Raw genomic sequence first — 16,864 nt, forward strand, 5'->3', positions numbered from 1 at the left:
TAATTCTACTTAACTAATTTCGGGGAATATTTATGAAAAATCGCCTTTTGGCTGCATTGCTTTTGACAACTGTATCATCCGTTTTTTCTCAAACTTCTTCTCCTCAAGCTGTAATAGCAGAAAAGCAGCTCAGAAGTTATGCATCTGTAAAAGGAACTGCTGGTGCGCAGGAGCGGTTAGAGCAAATCGATGTTAATAATCTATCTGCGACCAATACAAATGTCACGACGCTCAGGACTGCGCTTAGTGGTAAAACATTGGCGGGGGAGAAAGTTGTTTTAATTCGCACTCTTGGTCGCTTATATAATCCGAAAAATACTTCGGGTATGAATAATGAAATTTTAGGTGATCTAAAGAAGTTAACAACGTCGAACGATCAAGATATAGCTCGTGCAGCCGTTTTTTCCGTCTCACGATTGGAGACTAATCAAGATATTTTAGACATTTTGGCTCGCTCAAGAAAAAATGGAATTTTGGATAAGGATGCGTATTCAGGCGAACTGGCTCACAGCTTACGTTTTGCAGAAAAAAGCAAACAGAAGGAAGTTATTCAAATATTGGCATCAGAAAAATCGGAATATGGCGTTGATGTTTTAGCTATGAATGCAGTTGGACATGGATATATGGAGAAAATTTCTCCCGAGGCGCTAGTGGCCTTACGGAATTTCCTTGCTGCCAATGAACCAAATTTTCCAAAGCCGATAGGTTTTTTTGGTTTTGGAGATGTAATTAGATATACTAATTGGCTGAATGCTTATGCACTAGCGAGCGAAAAAATAGAGCCGGCAAAATTGTATTCGGCGACAGTGTTGAAAATGTTGAATTCGAGTCAGACTGATCCGCGGAAAGTGGTGGCGTTTCTGGGCTCGGACGAAGGTAAAAAACTTATGAAGTCGCTCGGAAAAAATTCGGAATTGGATAAAGCGGTTGAGCGGGCACAGACTTACATAGATTCTTTTCCAGGAAATTCAATTCTTATTGGGTTCGGAAAAAATATCAATGATTCGATCGTTGGGTTAAAGTAGCCGTTATCGTAAACAAAAAAATGGTTATCCGGTCTAAAGCATATCGTTATACACATCTTTTTCCGCGCAACGTCATTTCAGCCCGGGGCGGCAATTTCCATGAGGTTTTGCCTAAAAATTAAGCGAAATGCGGGTATTTTAAGATCAACCGCACTGATTCTCTGTCGTTTCATGTCGACGGCGCCCTAGCGATGTCAGGCGCAAGTCGTTGATTTTATTATAAAAAAAGATGTGTATAACGACATGGGTCTAAAGAGGCCGGCTGACTTTGATCCTCTTTTAATTGATATTTCAATAATTTTGCGTTGGTAACTAGTAGCTAGTCAGCTAAGCAGACAAACCGATTGTCGATTAGTTAGTTCAATCGAACGTCCGTATAGATATATTTTCATCAGGTAACGCTTGATGCGACACGTGAGTTACCTGAAGACCGGCACAGTAGCTGAGCTAGCTACAAAGCCGGTTTTTTTTGGGGTCTGTTAAGTTATCCGGCATCAATGCTGGCGTCGCTTTTGGCGTAGTTTTGTTGCTATGCAATGAAACCGTCATAGGGAGAAAACGCTGCTGCATCATGAGAGTAGGATTTGCGGGCGTCGGCATTTTCTGAAAATCAACTGTTTTTCGTAGCCGGCATGTTCTGTATGAAGGCCTTATCTCCAAACATAGCTACATCTGCCTGCATCGCTACGAACAGGTCGCTTCCGTCAATTTTATCAATGTTTTGCTTGAACGCTTGAACGACTTTATCGTGTTGACTTGCAGACATACTAGCAAGGGACTTCGCTGCTTGCGACGCTTTCGCATTAAGGTACCTGCCGAATCCTCGAGGAACCGTATAGTCGCGAGGGCCAATCGCCCCTTCAGTGGCGTGAACTTTTGTTCCTATCCAGTGGCGAGGAGTGGGCTCATGCACAAATCCTAGAATAATAAACCGACCAAGCTTCGCGTATGTGTATAGACCTTTTTCGCTAAAGCACAGATCTATTTGCACCGCTCTCATAAGATACCGATTGATATTCGGTGGGAAAGTACCAGTCGTATTCTGAATTTGATCGAATGGCAAAAAGTGTTGTTCGAACACTCCAGCATGTTTTCGTTGTCCCAATAGGACTTCACGCCATGCTTTCTCCGCAAGCGCCATTTGCTCGATCTGCTCCTGGGTTCGTTCCTTTGCCTCAACTTCCGTCATAAAGTATTGTAATACTCGCCAAGAAAGTGATGTGCAAAAGTGCATCATCCATTCGGCATATCGTACCGGCCTTCCAGCATCGAGTATTAGTGGATGGAATATTTTATTTGAAAACATGCCCTCGGACAAACTGAGCAGGGTCTCACAATTATCACAAAGCCAATGCAGCTTAGGGCCATCCTGTACTCTACGATTGGGCGCGGAGGCCATACGTAAATGGCCGTTTCCGGAAGACTCACGCTGCCAGCGGAAGACAAATGCTGGAACCACATGGCTAAGCTTGAGTTCCGACTCCTCATGACAAAGGCGGCAATTTCCTCTTGGCATAATGATAAATTCCTGTTTTATGTTGACAGATCAGTGCGATCTTGCGGCTGGCCTACAATTTTCTTACATATCTGTCGCTACATGTTGGGCCGTAAAAAAAGCCGCTGGAGGGCGGCTTCTTTATACGTTACAGGCTGTCATTTTGTTGTCATTCTGGTGCCTAAACAGCCCCAAATAACCCTAAAACAAAGCCAGTCTAAATTTCTAAGTCATTGATTCTAAAGTGTTTAGTGGTGGAGGCGGCGGGAATCGAACCCGCGTCCGCAAGCACTCTACAGACAGTTCTACATACTTAGCACTGCCATTTAATTTAACCGGTACAACGCGGACGTGCACGCTGTGTACAAGCGAGTTACCTATTATTTAGTCCGGAACTAAGTAACCCAGTTCAAGACGAGTCCCTGTAAATGACTCTAGAGCTTTTGACGGCCCACCCCAGGGACGAGGTGTTCTAGAGCTAGCAGCAATTAAGCTGCGAGTGCGTACGAGTTATCGTTTGCAGTTAAGTTTTTCAGGTTGTATTTACGAGGTAGCCCGCCCTCGGTATGCCCTGCGCTGCTTTGCAACCCACGTCGAAACCAGGTCGCCCCCACAGAACCCCTATTGTACCTGAAAGCGCGACAGCATGACACCCGCCTCTGTACCGTGTCTACACCACCTCGAACTGTCCAAAAATGAACACAAAAGAAAATCAAATTGCCGAAATGCATCAAATTAGTTGCCACATGGAACTGTCTGAGCTATTCTCTTGGCTGTGACGATGACTCCGCAGTCAAGTCAAACCCTCTCACCCTCTCCAGGAGAACCAGCATCATGATGACCAAGACGACCTTCCGCCTTTGCGCAGCACTGATCGTAGCAGCCAGCGCCAACATGGCATTCGCAGCTGACGTGCCAGCGGTGTTCGACTCCAAGAGCTGCAAGGCCGACTATCCGAAAGCATCGTTGATGAATGAAGAGCAGGGCGTGGTCAGCATGGCTTTCCTGGTCTCGGCCGAAGGCAAGGTTCTGGAAGCGAAACTGGACAAGACGAGCGGCTTCAAGAGCCTGGACAAGGCCGCCATGAGCGCCATCAGCGCCTGCAAATTCAAGCCGGGCAGCAAAGACGGCCGTCCTGACAGCACCTGGACCAAAGTGGAATACAACTGGACCCTCAGCTGATCAGCTGATCGATTACCGCTGGACCATGCGCCCGAGCCGGGTGCATCGTCTCTCGTAGAATCCAAAACGCCTGGCCGCTGCTGATGAAGCAGGGCCAGGCGTTTTGTTTTAAGCGCGCGCGCCAGCACCGGCCCGCCAGGCGTGCCGGCCGGCTGCGCCTCAGGCCACCATCACCCCCGGCGCCATGCTCGCGCGCAGCAGTTCCAGCAAGTCCAGCGGGGTGTCGAGCAGATAGTCGGCGCCCCATTGGGTCGGTTCGAGCGCGCCGCAATAGCCCCAGCCGCAGGCCACGGTGAGCATGCCGGCCGCGCGCCCGGCTTCGATGTCGCGCAAGTCATCTCCCACATACCAGCACTGTTCCGGCGCAATGCCGAGCCGGCGCGCGCCTTCGAGCAGCGGCAAGGGATGCGGCTTGGCGTGCGCCGTGGTGTCGCCCGACACGATGCAGCCAGCGTGCGCCAGCCCGATCAGGGGAATCAGCGGGTCGGTGAAGCGCGCCGGTTTGTTGGTGACGATGCCCCAGGCCATGCCAGCCTGGACGATGCCATCGAGCAGTTCCGGCACGCCGTCGAACAAGGTGCTGTGCGACGCCATGTCGGCCTGGTAGTAATCGAACCAGCTCACCCGCAGCGCTTCGTAGCCGGGGTCGCCCGGCGCCAGGCCGAAGGCGGCGCCGATCATGCCGCGCGCACCGGCCGAAGCGGTCGGGCGCAGCAGGGCGTAGGGCGTCGGCTCCAGGCCACGGTCGGCGCGCAGGCGGTTGACCGCCGCCGCCAGGTCGGGCGCGGTGTCGGCCAGGGTGCCGTCGAGGTCGAACAGGATGGCCCGCGGGGGCGGCGTTGCGTGGGATCGGGTCATGGCGGCTTGCTCGGCGGTTCGGAACGGCGGCTTACAGGGGGCGGCTGCAGGCCACCATGTAATTGACGCTGGTGTCGTTGTTGAGGGAGTAGATCTTGGTCAGCGGATTGTAGGTCATGCCCTTCAGTCCGTCCACCTGCAAGCCCGCTTCACGCGCGAATTGCGCCAGCTCGGCCGGGGTGATGAATTTGCCGTAGTCGTGGGTGCCCTTGGGCAGCATGCGCAGCAGGTATTCGGCGCCGACCACGGCGTACAGATAGGCTTTGGGATGGCGGTTGATGGTCGAGAAAAAGACATGCCCGCCCGGCTTGACCAGGGTCGCGGCAGCCTTGACGATGGCGCCCGGGTCGGGCACGTGTTCGAGCATTTCCATGCAGGTGACGACGTCATACTGGCCGGCTTCGCGCGCGGCCATGTCTTCGGCGGCGATCAACTCGTAGCGCACCTGCACGCCCGATTCCAGGCTGTGCAGGTCGGCCACCTTGAGCGCCTTGTCGGACAGGTCGATGCCGGTCGCGTCGGCGCCTTTGCGCGCCATCGATTCGGTCAGGATGCCGCCGCCGCAACCGATATCGATCACTTTCTTGCCCGCCAGCGCGGCACGCGCGTTGATCCATTCGAGGCGCAGCGGGTTGATTTCGTGCAGGGGCTTGAACTCGGACGTCGGGTCCCACCAGCGGTGGGCAAGTTCGCTAAATTTCTGGATTTCGAGAGGGTCGGCATTCATACGCGGAATAATAGCGGGAATTCGGGGAATGCGACGGACGCAAGCATAAAAAAACCGCCCGGGGCCATCTCGTAGCGCCGAGCTAGCAAAGGCGCACGTCGATATTCCCGGTATACATTGCGGGCGCCAGGAGCGGCGATGTTTCAAGCCGCGGCGCGGCAATTCAAGCTGGCTTGGCCTTGTCGCAGGCGAAAAAAAACACCCCTGCACGAGGGGTGTTCAACTGACGATGCGATCGTCGGCGCTGCCATGCTGGCCCGCCCCGGCGCATGCGCCGGGGCGGGTGTGCTGGCAGAGGCGCAGCTTACTTGGCGCGGGTACCAACCACTTCGACTTCGACGCGACGGTTCTTGGCGCGGCCTTCAGCGGACTTGTTGTCTGCTACTGGCTGCGATTCGCCCTTGCCTTCGGTGTAGATGCGGTTCGCTTCGATGCCTTTGGCTTGCAGGTAAGCCTTGACAGCTTCAGCGCGGCGGATCGACAGCTTCTGGTTGTACGCATCGGTACCGACCGAGTCAGTGTGACCGACGGCGATGATCACTTCCAGGTTGATGCCTTGCAGTTTCGAGCTCAGGTCGTCCAGCTTGCCTTTGCCTTCCGCTTTCAGGACAGCCTTGTCGAAATCGAACAGGGCGTCGGCGGAGAAGCTGACTTTTTCCGACGTCACTGCCGGCGCTACTACCACTGCCGGCGGCGGCGTGACCGCGCCCGGGGTTGGCGGCGGCGCTACCGGCGCTGGCGGCGTGACGCATTTGCCGTTTTCCAGTTTAGCTGGCTCAACGCACAGGGGCAGGTCGCAACCTGGGACCGCATCGGCCGGGGTCCAGTAGCCAGTGCGCCAGCACAGGCCGAAAGGATCGCGCGCGATCACGCCACGGGCATCCTGGACATAGGCGCTGTTTGGTTTCGTTGCCATGATGTCGGTGGTTACAGGAGCGAACGGCGGCGATTGCTGAGCCATTGCGCTGCCTGCAATCGCGGAGGCCGCGAGCATGAGCGAGACGAGTTTTTTCATAGTTTTTCTTCCTTTCGGGGGTGATATCCGCAGCTTTATAGCTGCGCAACTTTTCGAGCGTGGACAAGATAGTAACAGCTTGCCCCAGCCATTACCCGTGACAGTTCCGTGACAGCTTGTGAAACAGGCAATTAACTTCTGAATCATTTTGCCACATGCACTTAATTAGCACGAAGGCTGTTAAACCAAACACGCCGCAATGGGGTAGATCATGTTGTATCCACGCAACATCGTGTCTCGTGCGACATGAGCGGGTTGACAAATGATGAACGTTTTTATGATTTCGATCACGCTTCCCTCATTGCTGGCCATCGATCAATTGCGCAGCTGCTATACGGCGCATGCTAAAATCCCACGCTTGTCTGTCGCTAAGTGGACGCGCGCACCATCATCGTGCACGCGTCGCTCTGGCAGCATCGAACCTGCAGCATTTGCGTACAGCTAATATAACCACAGCCTGAGATCAGTCCCGCCAATGGATCAATTCGCAAAAGAAACAATCCCTATTTCCCTCGAAGAAGAGATGCGCAAGAGCTACCTCGATTACGCGATGAGCGTGATCGTCGGGCGCGCCTTGCCGGATGTGCGCGACGGCTTGAAGCCGGTGCACCGCCGCGTCTTGTTCGCCATGCACGAAATGAACAACGTGTACAACCGCCCGTACGTGAAGTGCGCGCGCGTGGTCGGCGAAACGATGGGTAAGTACCACCCGCACGGCGACGCGTCGATCTACGACACGCTGGTGCGCATGGCCCAGGATTTCTCCTTGCGCTACACGCTGGTCGATGGCCAGGGTAACTTCGGTTCGGTCGACGGCGACAGCGCCGCCGCCATGCGTTACACCGAGTGCCGCCTGGATAAAATCGCCGGCGAAATCCTGGCCGACATCGACAAGGACACGGTCGATTTCCAGCCCAACTACGATGGCAAGGAAAAAGAACCGACGGTGCTGCCGACCCGGATTCCCAACCTGCTGATCAACGGCTCGTCCGGCATCGCGGTCGGCATGGCCACCAACATCCCGCCGCACAACCTGACCGAAGTGGTCAACGCCGCGCTGCACGTGCTGCGCAATCCCGACTGCACCATCGACGAACTGATCGAGATCATTCCCGCGCCGGACTTCCCGACCGCCGGCATCATCTACGGCGTCTCGGGCGTGCGCGACGGCTACCGCACCGGCCGTGGCCGCGTGGTGATGCGCGCCAAGACCCACTTCGAGGAATACGGCAAGGATGGCGGCCGCATCGCCATCATCGTCGACGAACTGCCGTACCAGGTCAACAAGAAATCGCTGCTCGAGCGCATCGCCGAGAACGTGCGCGACAAGAAGCTCGAAGGCATTTCCGACATCCGCGACGAGTCCGACAAGTCGGGCATGCGCGTGGTGATCGAACTGAAACGTGGCGAAGTGCCGGAAGTGGTCCTCAACAATCTGTACAAGCAGACCCAGTTGCAGGATACCTTCGGCATGAACATGGTCGCGCTGGTCAACGGCCAGCCGAAACTGCTCAACCTCAAGCAGATGCTGCAGTGCTTCCTGTCGCACCGCCGCGAAGTGGTCACGCGCCGCACCGTGTTCGAACTGCGCAAGGCGCGCGAACGCGGCCACATGCTCGAAGGCCTGGCTGTCGCCCTGGCCAATATCGACGACTTCATCGCCATCATCAAGGCCGCGCCATCGCCACCGATCGCCAAGACTGAACTGATGGCACGCGCCTGGGATTCGTCCCTGGTGCGCGAAATGCTGCTACGGACCGCCGAAGGCACTACCGTCGGCGGCATCGAAGCGTTCCGTCCCGAGCACCTGCCGAAGCACTACGGCATGCAGCCGGACGGCCTGTACAAGCTGTCCGACGAACAGGCGCAAGAGATCCTGCAAATGCGCCTGCAGCGCCTGACCGGCCTTGAGCAGGACAAGATCGTCAACGAGTACAAAGACATCATGGCGCACATCGCCGACCTGCTCGACATCCTGGCCAAGCCGGAACGCGTGACGGTCATCATCACCGACGAAATGACGCTGGTGATGAACGAGTACGGCGTCGGCAACAAGGACGTGCGCCGCTCGACCATCGAGCACAACGCCACCGACCTGGAAACCGAAGACCTGATCACGCCGCAGGACATGGTCGTGACCCTGTCGCACACCGGCTACATGAAGTCGCAGCCGATCTCCGAATACCGCGCCCAGAAGCGCGGCGGGCGCGGCAAGCAAGCCATGGCGACCAAGGAAGAAGACTGGATCGACCAGCTGTTCATCGCCAACACGCACGATTACATCCTGTGCTTCTCGAACCGTGGCCGCATGTACTGGCTGAAGGTGTGGGAAGTGCCGCAAGGCTCGCGCAACTCGCGCGGCAAGCCGATCGTCAACATGTTCCCGCTGCAGGACAACGAGAAGATCACCGTGGTGCTGCCGCTGTCGGGCGTGAACCGCACCTTCCCGGAAGACCACTACGTGTTCATGGCGACCAGCCTGGGTACCGTGAAAAAGACGCCGCTGAAGGACTTCAGCAATCCACGCAAGGCCGGCATCATCGCGGTCGACCTGGACGACGGCGACTTCCTGATCGGCGCCGCGCTGACCGATGGCGAGCACGATGTGATGCTGTTCTCCGACTCCGGCAAGGCCGTGCGCTTCGACGAGAACGATGTGCGTCCGATGGGCCGCACCGCGCGCGGCGTGCGCGGCATGAACCTGGAAGAGGGCCAGAACGTGATCGCCCTGCTGGTCGCCGAAAACGAGCAGCAGTCGGTCCTGACGGCCACCGAGAACGGCTTCGGCAAGCGTACTCCGATTACCGAGTACACCCGCCACGGGCGCGGCACCAAGGGCATGATCGCGATCCAGACCAGCGAACGTAACGGCCGCGTGGTCGCCGCCACCCTGGTCGAGCCAAGCGACGAGATCATGCTGATCACCACCGGCGGCGTGCTGATTCGCACCCGCGTGTCGGAAATTCGCGAGATGGGCCGCGCCACGCAAGGCGTGACCCTGATCGCGGTCGAAGACGGCACCAAGCTGAGTGGCTTGCAGCGCATCGTCGAAACCGACCTCGAAGACGTCGACCTCGAAAACCCGCCGGAGTAAAAAACGGCGCGGGGCCGGTCTTGTTTTTGCACTTCGTGCGAAAATGATACCGGCCTTTTTTTTGACCCTCGTCCAGGCCAACCCACGGTTTCATTTGGAGAACCATGATGAAAAAACTGACCGCCATCATGTGCACCGCGCTGGCACTGCTTGCCGCGCCGGCATTTGCCGAGAAAGCGCCGATCGATCCTGGCGCCGACAAAGCGGTACGTTCGCTGCTCGATTCCATGAATTACCGCAAGCTGATCAAGGACAGCTTTGCCCAGATGCGCGGATCGATGCCGCAGATGATCCTCGGTAACGCCACTGCCATCATCAACGCCAATCCGCGCTTGACCCCTGCGCAAAAGAAAACCGCCATCGCCGCCGCCGAGAAAAAGGTGCCGGAAGTGGCCGCGCGCGTCCAGCGCGTGCTGGAAGATCCGGCCCTGGCCGAGGAGATGATCGAAGAAGTGGTGCCGCTCTACGCCAGCCGCTTCACGGTGGCCGAGATCGAGCAGATCGCCGCCTTCCACCGTAGCCCGGTGGGCGCCAAGATGCTGTCGGTAATGCCGCAGATCATGAATGAGTCAATGCAGATTGGCCAGAGGGTCATCAACCCGCGTATGGGCAAGATCATGCAAGAAGCCGTCCCCGCCGCCAAATAGCCAACTTTTACGCAAGGAAGCCCGTGACCCAGATCTACAACTTCTCCGCCGGCCCCGCCGTCCTGCCCAAGGAAGTGCTGCAACAGGCAGCCGCCGACATGCTCGACTGGCACGGCAGCGGCATGTCGGTGATGGAAATGAGTCACCGCGGTCCCGAGTTCATCTCGATCTACGAAGCGGCCGTGCGCGACCTGCGCCTGCTGCTGAACGTCCCCGCCAACTACAAGATCCTGTTCCTGCAGGGCGGCGGCCTGGGCGAAAACGCCATCGTGCCGATGAACCTCGTCGGCCGCGTGCCTGCGCCGGCCACCATCGACTTCGTGCAGACCGGCTCCTGGTCCGGTAAATCCATCAAGGAAGCGGCGCGCTACGCCAACGTCAACGTCGCCGCCAGCGGCGAGGCAGGGCGCTTCACCAGCGTGCCGCCGCAAAGCGACTGGAAGCGCACGCCCGGCGCGGCCTACCTGCACATCTGCACCAACGAAACCATCGACGGCGTCGAATACAACTTCGTGCCCGAACTGGGCGACGACACCCCGATCGTGGCCGACATGTCCTCGCACATCCTCTCGCGCGTGATCGACGTGAGCAAGTACGGCGTCATTTTCGGCGGCGCGCAAAAGAACATCGGCCCGGCCGGCCTGACCCTGGTCATCGTGCGCGAAGACCTGCTTGGGCACGCGCTGCCGATTTGCCCGTCCGCCTTCGACTGGAGCATCGTCGCCGCGCACGACTCGATGTACAACACGCCGCCGACCTACGGCATCTACATCGCCGGCCTGGTGTTCGCGCACCTGCTGCGCCAGGGCGGCGTGGCCGCCATGGAGCAGCGCAACATCGCCAAGGCCGAGCTGCTGTACGGTGCGCTCGACCTTGATGATTTTTACCAGAACCGCGTGGCGAAAGACTGCCGCTCGCGCATGAACGTACCGTTCTACCTGCGCGACGAAACACTGAACGACAAATTCCTGGCCGGTGCAAAAGCGCGCGGCCTGCTGCAGCTCAAGGGCCACAAGTCCGTGGGCGGTATGCGCGCATCGATCTACAACGCGATGCCGATCGAGGGCGTGCAAGCCCTGGTCGATTACCTGAACGAGTTCGCCGGCCGTACGTAACTGCGGGCCTTGTGCCCAAGCGAACACCCGATTCACCGCAAACCATGCCGCATCCATGACAGACAAACTCACACCATTGCGCGAACAGATCGATGCGATCGACGCCCAGATTCTCAGCCTTCTCAGCGCCCGCGCGCGCCTCGCGCAGGAAGTCGGCCACGTCAAGGCCGAAACCAGCGCTCCGGTATTTCGTCCCGAACGCGAAGCGCAAGTGCTGCGCGGCGTGGCCGAACGCAATCCCGGTCCGCTCAAGGCGGCCGAAGTGCAGACCATCTTCCGCGAAATCATGTCGGCCTGCCGCTCGCTCGAAAAGCGCGTCACCGTGGCCTACCTCGGGCCATCCGGCACCTTCACCGAGCAGGCCGCGTTCCAGCAGTTCGGCAGCGCCATCGAAGGGCTGCCCTGCATCTCGATCGACGAAGTGTTCCGCGCCACCGAAGCCGGCACCGCCGATTTCGGCGTGGTCCCGGTCGAAAACTCGTCCGAAGGGGCGGTCAACCGCACGCTCGACCTGATGCTCGGCACCACCACCATCATCAGCGGCGAGATTTCGATCCCCGTGCACCACAGCCTGATGACCAAGACCGGCAACATGGACGGCGTGACGGTGGTGTGCGCGCACTCGCAGGCGCTGGCCCAGTGCCAGGTCTGGCTGAACCAGAACTACCCCGGCATCGAACGGCGCGCGGTGGTATCGAACGCCGAAGCGGCCGTCATGGCCAGCAAGGACCCGACGATGGCGGCGATTGCCAGCGAAATGGCGGGCGAACAGTACCGCCTGGGCGTGGTCAAGGGCCACATCCAGGACGACCCGCACAACCGTACCCGCTTTGCCGTCATCGGCCACTTGCAGACCAACCCCTCGGGCGCCGACCAGACCTCGCTGGTGCTGGCGGTGCCGAACAAGGCGGGCGCCGTCTACAACCTGCTCGCACCGCTGGCCGTGAACGGCGTGTCGATGACGCGTTTCGAGTCGCGCCCGGCCCGCATCGGCACCTGGGAATACTACTTCTATGTCGACATCGAAGGCCACGTGCAAGACCCGGCGGTGGCCAAGGCGCTCGACGAACTGCGCGATAACGCCGCGTTTTTCAAGGTACTCGGGTCGTACCCGCTCAGTCTTTGATTTGCAACCTATAACAACTACCCAGAGATAAACCATGTCCCAGCAATTCGGTCCAGAATACGTCCGTGCCATCGCTCCCTACCAGGCGGGCAAACCGATCGCCGAAGTCGCGCGCGAATTCGGCCTCGACGAAGCGAACATCGTCAAACTGGCGTCGAACGAAAATCCGTTCGGCCTACCCGCATCGAGCCAGCAAGCCATGGCCGCCGCGCTGGCCGACCTGGGACGCTACCCGGACGCCAATGGCTTCGACCTGAAAGCCGCGCTGTCGACGCGCTACGAGGTGCCGGCCGACTGGATCACGCTGGGTAACGGCAGCAACGACATCCTCGAAATCGCCGCCCACGCGTTCGTGCAAAAAGGCCAGGCCGTGGTGTATTCGCAGTATTCGTTCGCCGTGTACGCGTTGGCCACCCAAGGCGTGGGCGCGCGCGCCATCGTGGTGCCGGCCAGGGAATATGGCCACGACCTCGATGCCATGGCAGCGGCCATCGACGCCGACACGCGCCTGGTCTTCATTGCCAACCCGAACAACCCGACCGGCACCTTCATTCCGGCTGCGCAGATCGAAGCGTTCCTGAACAAGGTGCCGGCCAATGTGGTCGTGGTACTGGACGAAGCCTATAACGAATTCCTGGCACCCGAGCACCAGTTCGAATCGGCCCAGTGGGCGCGCAAGCATCCTAATCTGCTGGTTTCGCGCACCTTCTCCAAGGCCTATGGCCTGGCCGGCCTGCGCGTCGGTTTCGCCATCGCGCAGCCAGCCCTGACTGACCTGATGAACCGCATCCGCCAGCCCTTCAACGTGAACTCGCTGGCCCAGGCCGCGGCCATCGCCGCCCTGAACGACAAGCCGTTCCTGGAGCAGGGCGCCAAGAACAACGCCGCCGGCTACGCCCAGTTTGTCGAAGCGTTCGACGAACTGGGGCTGCAGTACGTGCCGTCGTTTGGTAACTTCGTGCTGGTCAAGGTTGGCGACGACGACGGCGCCGGCGCGCGGATCAACCTCGCGCTGCTCAAGCAAGGCGTGATCGTACGCCCGGTCGGCAACTACGGCCTGCCGCAATGGCTGCGTATCTCCATCGGCCTGCCAGCGGAAAACGCGATCTTCATCGCCGCCCTCAAGAAAGCGCTGGCCTGACGTGTTCAATAAAGTCGTCATCTTCGGCGTAGGGCTGATCGGCGGCTCGTTCGCGCGCGCGCTGCGCCATGCCGGCGTGGTGACCACGCTGGTGGGTGTGGGCCGCTCGCCGCAAGCGATGGCGCGTGCGCTCGAACTGGGTATCATCGACCAGGTGGCGGCTTCGGTGCAGGATGCGATGGCGGGCGCCGACCTGGTGCTGATCGCCGCGCCGGTGGCCCAGACCGCGACGATCCTGGCCTCGCTGCTGCCGTATCTGGAAGCGGGCACCGTCGTCACCGACGCCGGCAGCACCAAGTCCGACGTGGTGGCGGCCGCGCGCGCCGTGATGAAAGAGCGTGTGGGCCAGTTCGTGCCCGGGCACCCGATCGCCGGGCGCGAAACCAACGGCCCGGACGCCGCCATCGTCGACCTGTACCACGGCAAAAAGACCGTGCTCACGCCGCTGCCGGAAAACGCGGCCGGCGATATCGACCGCGTGGCCGCCGCCTGGAGCGCGTGCGGCGCTATCATCCACCGCCTCACGCCGCAGGAACACGACACCGTGTTCGCCTCGGTCAGCCACCTCCCGCATTTGCTGGCCTACGCGCTGGTCGACGACATCGCGCGCAAGCCGCACGCGGACCTTTTGTTCCAATACGCCGCCAGTGGCTTCAGGGACTTCACGCGCATCGCCGGCTCCTCGCCGGAGATGTGGCGCGACATCAGCCTGGCCAACCAGTCGGCCCTGCTGGGCGAGTTGGACGCATATCTGGCACAATTAACAGGATTGCGCGCGATGCTCGCCAATGGCGACGGCGCCGCCATCGAAGCGGTCTACGCCAACGCCCAGCGCGCGCGCTGCCGCTGGATCGAAGCGATCGAAACGGCCGAAGCGCCGCCCGCGCAGGACAGCAGCCCGGAATAAACCCAGCATTTCAAGGAACCCCAGCATGACCCAGCAGAAGCAGTACCCGCACCATATCGATCTCAAGCCCGTCATGCACGTCGAGGGCGTGGTGCGGCTGCCGGGGTCCAAGAGCATCTCCAACCGCACCTTGCTGCTGGCCGCGCTGGCCGAAGGCACGACCACCATCGTCGGCCTGCTGGCGTCGGACGACACCCTGGTCATGCTGGGCGCACTGCGCTCGCTGGGCCTGGCATGGGAGCAGGTCGACGAGCATACTCACATCGTGCATGGCGGTGGCGGCGCCTTGCCGGTGCACGAAGCCGATCTGTTCATGGGCAATGCCGGCACCGCGATCCGGCCGCTGACGGCGGCGCTGGCGGTCATTGGCGGCGACTACACCCTGCACGGCGTCACGCGCATGCACGAGCGCCCGATCGGCGACCTGGTTGACGCCTTGAACGAGATCGGCGCGCAGATCGAGTACACCGGCGTGGAAGGTTTTCCACCGCTGCGCATCCGGCGTGGGCATATCCACGCGCAGCGCCTGTCGGTGCGCGGGAATGTATCGAGCCAATTCCTGACGGCGCTGCTGATGTCCGCACCGCTGATGGCGCGCGAGCAGCCGGTGACGATTGATGTCGTCGGTGAGCTGATCTCCAAGCCGTATATCGAAATCACCCTGAACCTGATGCGGCGTTTCGGCGTGACGGTGGAGCAGGATGGCTGGCAATCGTTCACGGTGCAGCCGGGGCAGCGCTATGCCAGTCCGGGCACGATCCACGTCGAAGGCGACGCCTCGTCGGCCTCGTACTTCCTGGCGGCCGGCGCGATTGGCGGCGGTCCGATCCGGGTTGAAGGAGTGGGGCGCGACAGCATCCAGGGCGACGTGCGCTTTGCCGAAGCGCTGGAACAGATGGGCGCGACGATCACGCGCGGCGACAACTGGATCGAAGCGCGCTCGAACGGCGTGCTGAAAGCCATCGACGCCGACTTCAACCACATTCCCGACGCCGCCATGACGATTGCCGTGGCCGCGCTGTACGCTGAGGGCACGACCACCTTGCGCAACATCGCCAGCTGGCGGGTGAAAGAGACGGACCGCCTGGCTGCGATGGCGACCGAATTGCGCAAGCTGGGGGCGATAGTGGAGGAGGGGCCGGACTACATCTCGGTCACGCCGCCGGTGGGCGAGCTGAGCGCCGCGACGATTGACACCTATGACGACCACCGGATGGCGATGTGCTTCTCGCTGGCGAGCCTGGACGGCAAAGCGCGGCGCGGCAACACGATGCGTATCAATGATCCGAAATGCGTCGCCAAGACCTTCCCCGATTACTTCGACGCCTTCGCCGGCATCGCCCACGAGAACCTGATTTAAAGTCAGAATAGTTGCAAAATCGGGAACCGTCCCCGGTTTTCTCCTGCAGCGTAGCTCCGACGTCCTACAACCGGGGTCAGAGCTCTAATTTGAAACTAATTGCATGACAGCGATTGAAGCTGTTGCCGCTAAACTGAGCTCCGTCTCGTTCGCGCACGCAAACGCCCAAGCACGGTCGGACATTGTTGCAAAACCGGCGGCTGGCTGGCTGGCGAACCGGTGGCTGTTCTCGGTTCGGCAACTAATTTCTAATCAGAGGTCAGACCCCGGTTGCGCGGTTTTGCAATGTTTCGAGTCAGAGCTCTGACCCCGGTTGTAGGATTTTGGTTCCGGTTGTAGGATTTTTGCCAGACCACCGTTTTTGTACGTTTTATCGTGATTTCACCAGGACACCGTCCCATGCCACATTCGAACATCCCCGTCATCGCCATCGATGGCCCTACCGCGTCCGGCAAGGGCACCGTCGCGCACAAGGTGGCCGATCGCCTCGGCTTTCATTACCTCGATTCGGGTGCCCTGTACCGCCTCACCGCCTTGATGGCCTTGCGCCGCGCTACGGACATTACTGACGAGCACGCCCTCGCCAAGCTGGCCGAACACCTCCCCGCCAGCTTCAGCGGCGGCGAAATCTTGCTGGCCAACGAAAATGTCACCCAACTCATCCGCGCGGAAGAGGTTGGCAACATGGCATCGAAGATCGCCGCGCTGCCCGCCGTGCGCCAAGCCTTGTTCGCACTCCAGCTCGGCTTTCGCCGCGCGCCCGGCCTGGTCGCCGATGGCCGCGACATGGGTACGGTAATCTTTCCGCACGCGCAACTGAAAGTCTTCTTGACAGCCAGCACAGAGGCGCGCGCGCAACGCCGATATAAGCAATTGATTGACAAGGGGTTTTCTGCTAATATAGAAGACCTCCTGTCCGATTTGAAGGCGCGCGACAACCGTGATACTTACCGGGCCATCGCGCCATTGATGCCGGCAGAAGGGGCGCACCTGCTCGATACTTCCAATATGACCGCTGACGAAGCGGTCGAGGAAGTGCTGAAATGGTATGCGCACGCTAAGCAGTCGTAGTCTGAAGTAGCAATGGGTGCTTGCAGTAGCAATAGTGCCATTGCAAGCGTTGAATCAACCTATAACCCAGTTTAAGTCGCATGGTGCGATCTCTGCTGGCT

At 59.3% G+C, this 16,864-nt stretch carries 14 protein-coding genes and 1 other RNA gene; 10 read left to right on the forward strand and 5 right to left on the reverse strand.

Features of this window, described 5'->3' with window-relative positions; all coding sequences use genetic code 11:
* The first annotated feature begins 32 nt into the window (after positions 1-32).
* Positions 33-1,025, forward strand: a complete 993-nt coding sequence (locus F2P44_RS04040; RefSeq protein ID WP_167085275.1) for a hypothetical protein — start codon at positions 33-35, stop codon at positions 1,023-1,025.
* 610 nt (positions 1,026-1,635) lie between these two features.
* Here the strand turns inward: F2P44_RS04040 and F2P44_RS04045 are convergent.
* On the reverse strand, positions 1,636-2,541 hold the full coding sequence (locus tag F2P44_RS04045) for a hypothetical protein (RefSeq protein WP_167085277.1): 906 nt from the start codon (positions 2,539-2,541) through the stop codon (positions 1,636-1,638).
* Positions 2,542-2,772: 231 nt separating this feature from the next.
* Positions 2,773-3,132, reverse strand: a transfer-messenger RNA (tmRNA) gene (gene ssrA / locus F2P44_RS04050).
* 225 nt (positions 3,133-3,357) lie between these two features.
* On the opposite strand from ssrA, the gene F2P44_RS04055 reads away from it, so the two are divergent.
* Positions 3,358-3,702 (forward strand): energy transducer TonB, encoded by a 345-nt coding sequence (locus tag F2P44_RS04055; protein WP_167085673.1) that lies wholly within the window; start codon positions 3,358-3,360, stop codon positions 3,700-3,702.
* Positions 3,703-3,861: 159 nt separating this feature from the next.
* Here the strand turns inward: F2P44_RS04055 and F2P44_RS04060 are convergent, their stop codons facing one another.
* The 3 genes from F2P44_RS04060 to ompA form a co-directional block, all read right to left on the reverse strand.
* Positions 3,862-4,560, reverse strand: a complete 699-nt coding sequence (locus F2P44_RS04060; RefSeq protein WP_167085278.1) for an HAD family hydrolase — start codon at positions 4,558-4,560, stop codon at positions 3,862-3,864.
* A gap of 31 nt (positions 4,561-4,591) precedes the next feature.
* A complete protein-coding gene (gene ubiG / locus F2P44_RS04065) occupies positions 4,592-5,287 on the reverse strand; it encodes a bifunctional 2-polyprenyl-6-hydroxyphenol methylase/3-demethylubiquinol 3-O-methyltransferase UbiG (protein WP_167085280.1) in 696 nt (231 codons plus the stop codon).
* Positions 5,288-5,591: 304 nt separating this feature from the next.
* A complete protein-coding gene (gene ompA / locus F2P44_RS04070) occupies positions 5,592-6,302 on the reverse strand; it encodes an outer membrane protein OmpA (protein ID WP_167085282.1) in 711 nt (236 codons plus the stop codon).
* Positions 6,303-6,777: 475 nt separating this feature from the next.
* Between ompA and gyrA the strand changes: the two genes are divergently transcribed.
* From gyrA to cmk, 8 genes are all read left to right on the forward strand, one after another.
* A complete protein-coding gene (gene gyrA / locus F2P44_RS04075) occupies positions 6,778-9,396 on the forward strand; it encodes a DNA gyrase subunit A (RefSeq protein WP_167085284.1) in 2,619 nt (872 codons plus the stop codon).
* Between the two features lie 107 nt (positions 9,397-9,503).
* Positions 9,504-10,043 carry a DUF2059 domain-containing protein gene (locus tag F2P44_RS04080; protein WP_167085286.1) on the forward strand — a complete coding sequence of 180 codons (540 nt, stop codon included), beginning with the start codon at positions 9,504-9,506 and terminating at the stop codon, positions 10,041-10,043.
* A gap of 23 nt (positions 10,044-10,066) precedes the next feature.
* Positions 10,067-11,158 (forward strand): 3-phosphoserine/phosphohydroxythreonine transaminase, encoded by a 1,092-nt coding sequence (gene serC / locus F2P44_RS04085; protein ID WP_167085288.1) that lies wholly within the window; start codon positions 10,067-10,069, stop codon positions 11,156-11,158.
* A gap of 55 nt (positions 11,159-11,213) precedes the next feature.
* Positions 11,214-12,284, forward strand: a complete 1,071-nt coding sequence (gene pheA / locus F2P44_RS04090; RefSeq protein WP_167085290.1) for a prephenate dehydratase — start codon at positions 11,214-11,216, stop codon at positions 12,282-12,284.
* A gap of 34 nt (positions 12,285-12,318) precedes the next feature.
* Positions 12,319-13,425: a histidinol-phosphate transaminase gene (gene hisC, locus F2P44_RS04095; RefSeq protein ID WP_167085291.1), complete on the forward strand. Its 1,107-nt coding sequence runs from the start codon at positions 12,319-12,321 to the stop codon at positions 13,423-13,425.
* Between the two features lies 1 nt (position 13,426).
* Positions 13,427-14,332 carry a prephenate dehydrogenase gene (locus tag F2P44_RS04100; RefSeq protein ID WP_167085293.1) on the forward strand — a complete coding sequence of 302 codons (906 nt, stop codon included), beginning with the start codon at positions 13,427-13,429 and terminating at the stop codon, positions 14,330-14,332.
* A gap of 25 nt (positions 14,333-14,357) precedes the next feature.
* Positions 14,358-15,692: a 3-phosphoshikimate 1-carboxyvinyltransferase gene (gene aroA, locus F2P44_RS04105; RefSeq protein ID WP_167085295.1), complete on the forward strand. Its 1,335-nt coding sequence runs from the start codon at positions 14,358-14,360 to the stop codon at positions 15,690-15,692.
* Positions 15,693-16,091: 399 nt separating this feature from the next.
* Positions 16,092-16,763, forward strand: coding sequence for a (d)CMP kinase (gene cmk, locus F2P44_RS04110; RefSeq protein WP_167085297.1), 672 nt, complete (start codon positions 16,092-16,094; stop codon positions 16,761-16,763).
* Positions 16,764-16,864: the final 101 nt, after the last annotated feature.

It is taken from the genome of Massilia frigida, from assembly GCF_011682175.1.
Classification (GTDB): Bacteria; Pseudomonadota; Gammaproteobacteria; order Burkholderiales; family Burkholderiaceae_D; genus Telluria_A; species Telluria_A frigida.

Excerpts from the sequence above, each read along its gene's own strand:
- ompA (WP_167085282.1), bottom strand. The coding sequence starts at position 6,302 with ATGAAAAAACTCGTCTCGCTCATGCTCGCGGCCTCCGCGATTGCAGGC.
- cmk (WP_167085297.1), top strand. The coding sequence starts at position 16,092 with ATGCCACATTCGAACATCCCCGTCATCGCCATCGATGGCCCTACCGCG.
- F2P44_RS04045 (WP_167085277.1), bottom strand. The coding sequence starts at position 2,541 with ATGCCAAGAGGAAATTGCCGCCTTTGTCATGAGGAGTCGGAACTCAAG.
- F2P44_RS04040 (WP_167085275.1), top strand. The coding sequence starts at position 33 with ATGAAAAATCGCCTTTTGGCTGCATTGCTTTTGACAACTGTATCATCC.
- hisC (WP_167085291.1), top strand. The coding sequence starts at position 12,319 with ATGTCCCAGCAATTCGGTCCAGAATACGTCCGTGCCATCGCTCCCTAC.
- F2P44_RS04080 (WP_167085286.1), top strand. The coding sequence starts at position 9,504 with ATGAAAAAACTGACCGCCATCATGTGCACCGCGCTGGCACTGCTTGCC.
- aroA (WP_167085295.1), top strand. The coding sequence starts at position 14,358 with ATGACCCAGCAGAAGCAGTACCCGCACCATATCGATCTCAAGCCCGTC.
- gyrA (WP_167085284.1), top strand. The coding sequence starts at position 6,778 with ATGGATCAATTCGCAAAAGAAACAATCCCTATTTCCCTCGAAGAAGAG.
- ubiG (WP_167085280.1), bottom strand. The coding sequence starts at position 5,287 with ATGAATGCCGACCCTCTCGAAATCCAGAAATTTAGCGAACTTGCCCAC.
- pheA (WP_167085290.1), top strand. The coding sequence starts at position 11,214 with ATGACAGACAAACTCACACCATTGCGCGAACAGATCGATGCGATCGAC.
- F2P44_RS04055 (WP_167085673.1), top strand. The coding sequence starts at position 3,358 with ATGACCAAGACGACCTTCCGCCTTTGCGCAGCACTGATCGTAGCAGCC.
- F2P44_RS04060 (WP_167085278.1), bottom strand. The coding sequence starts at position 4,560 with ATGACCCGATCCCACGCAACGCCGCCCCCGCGGGCCATCCTGTTCGAC.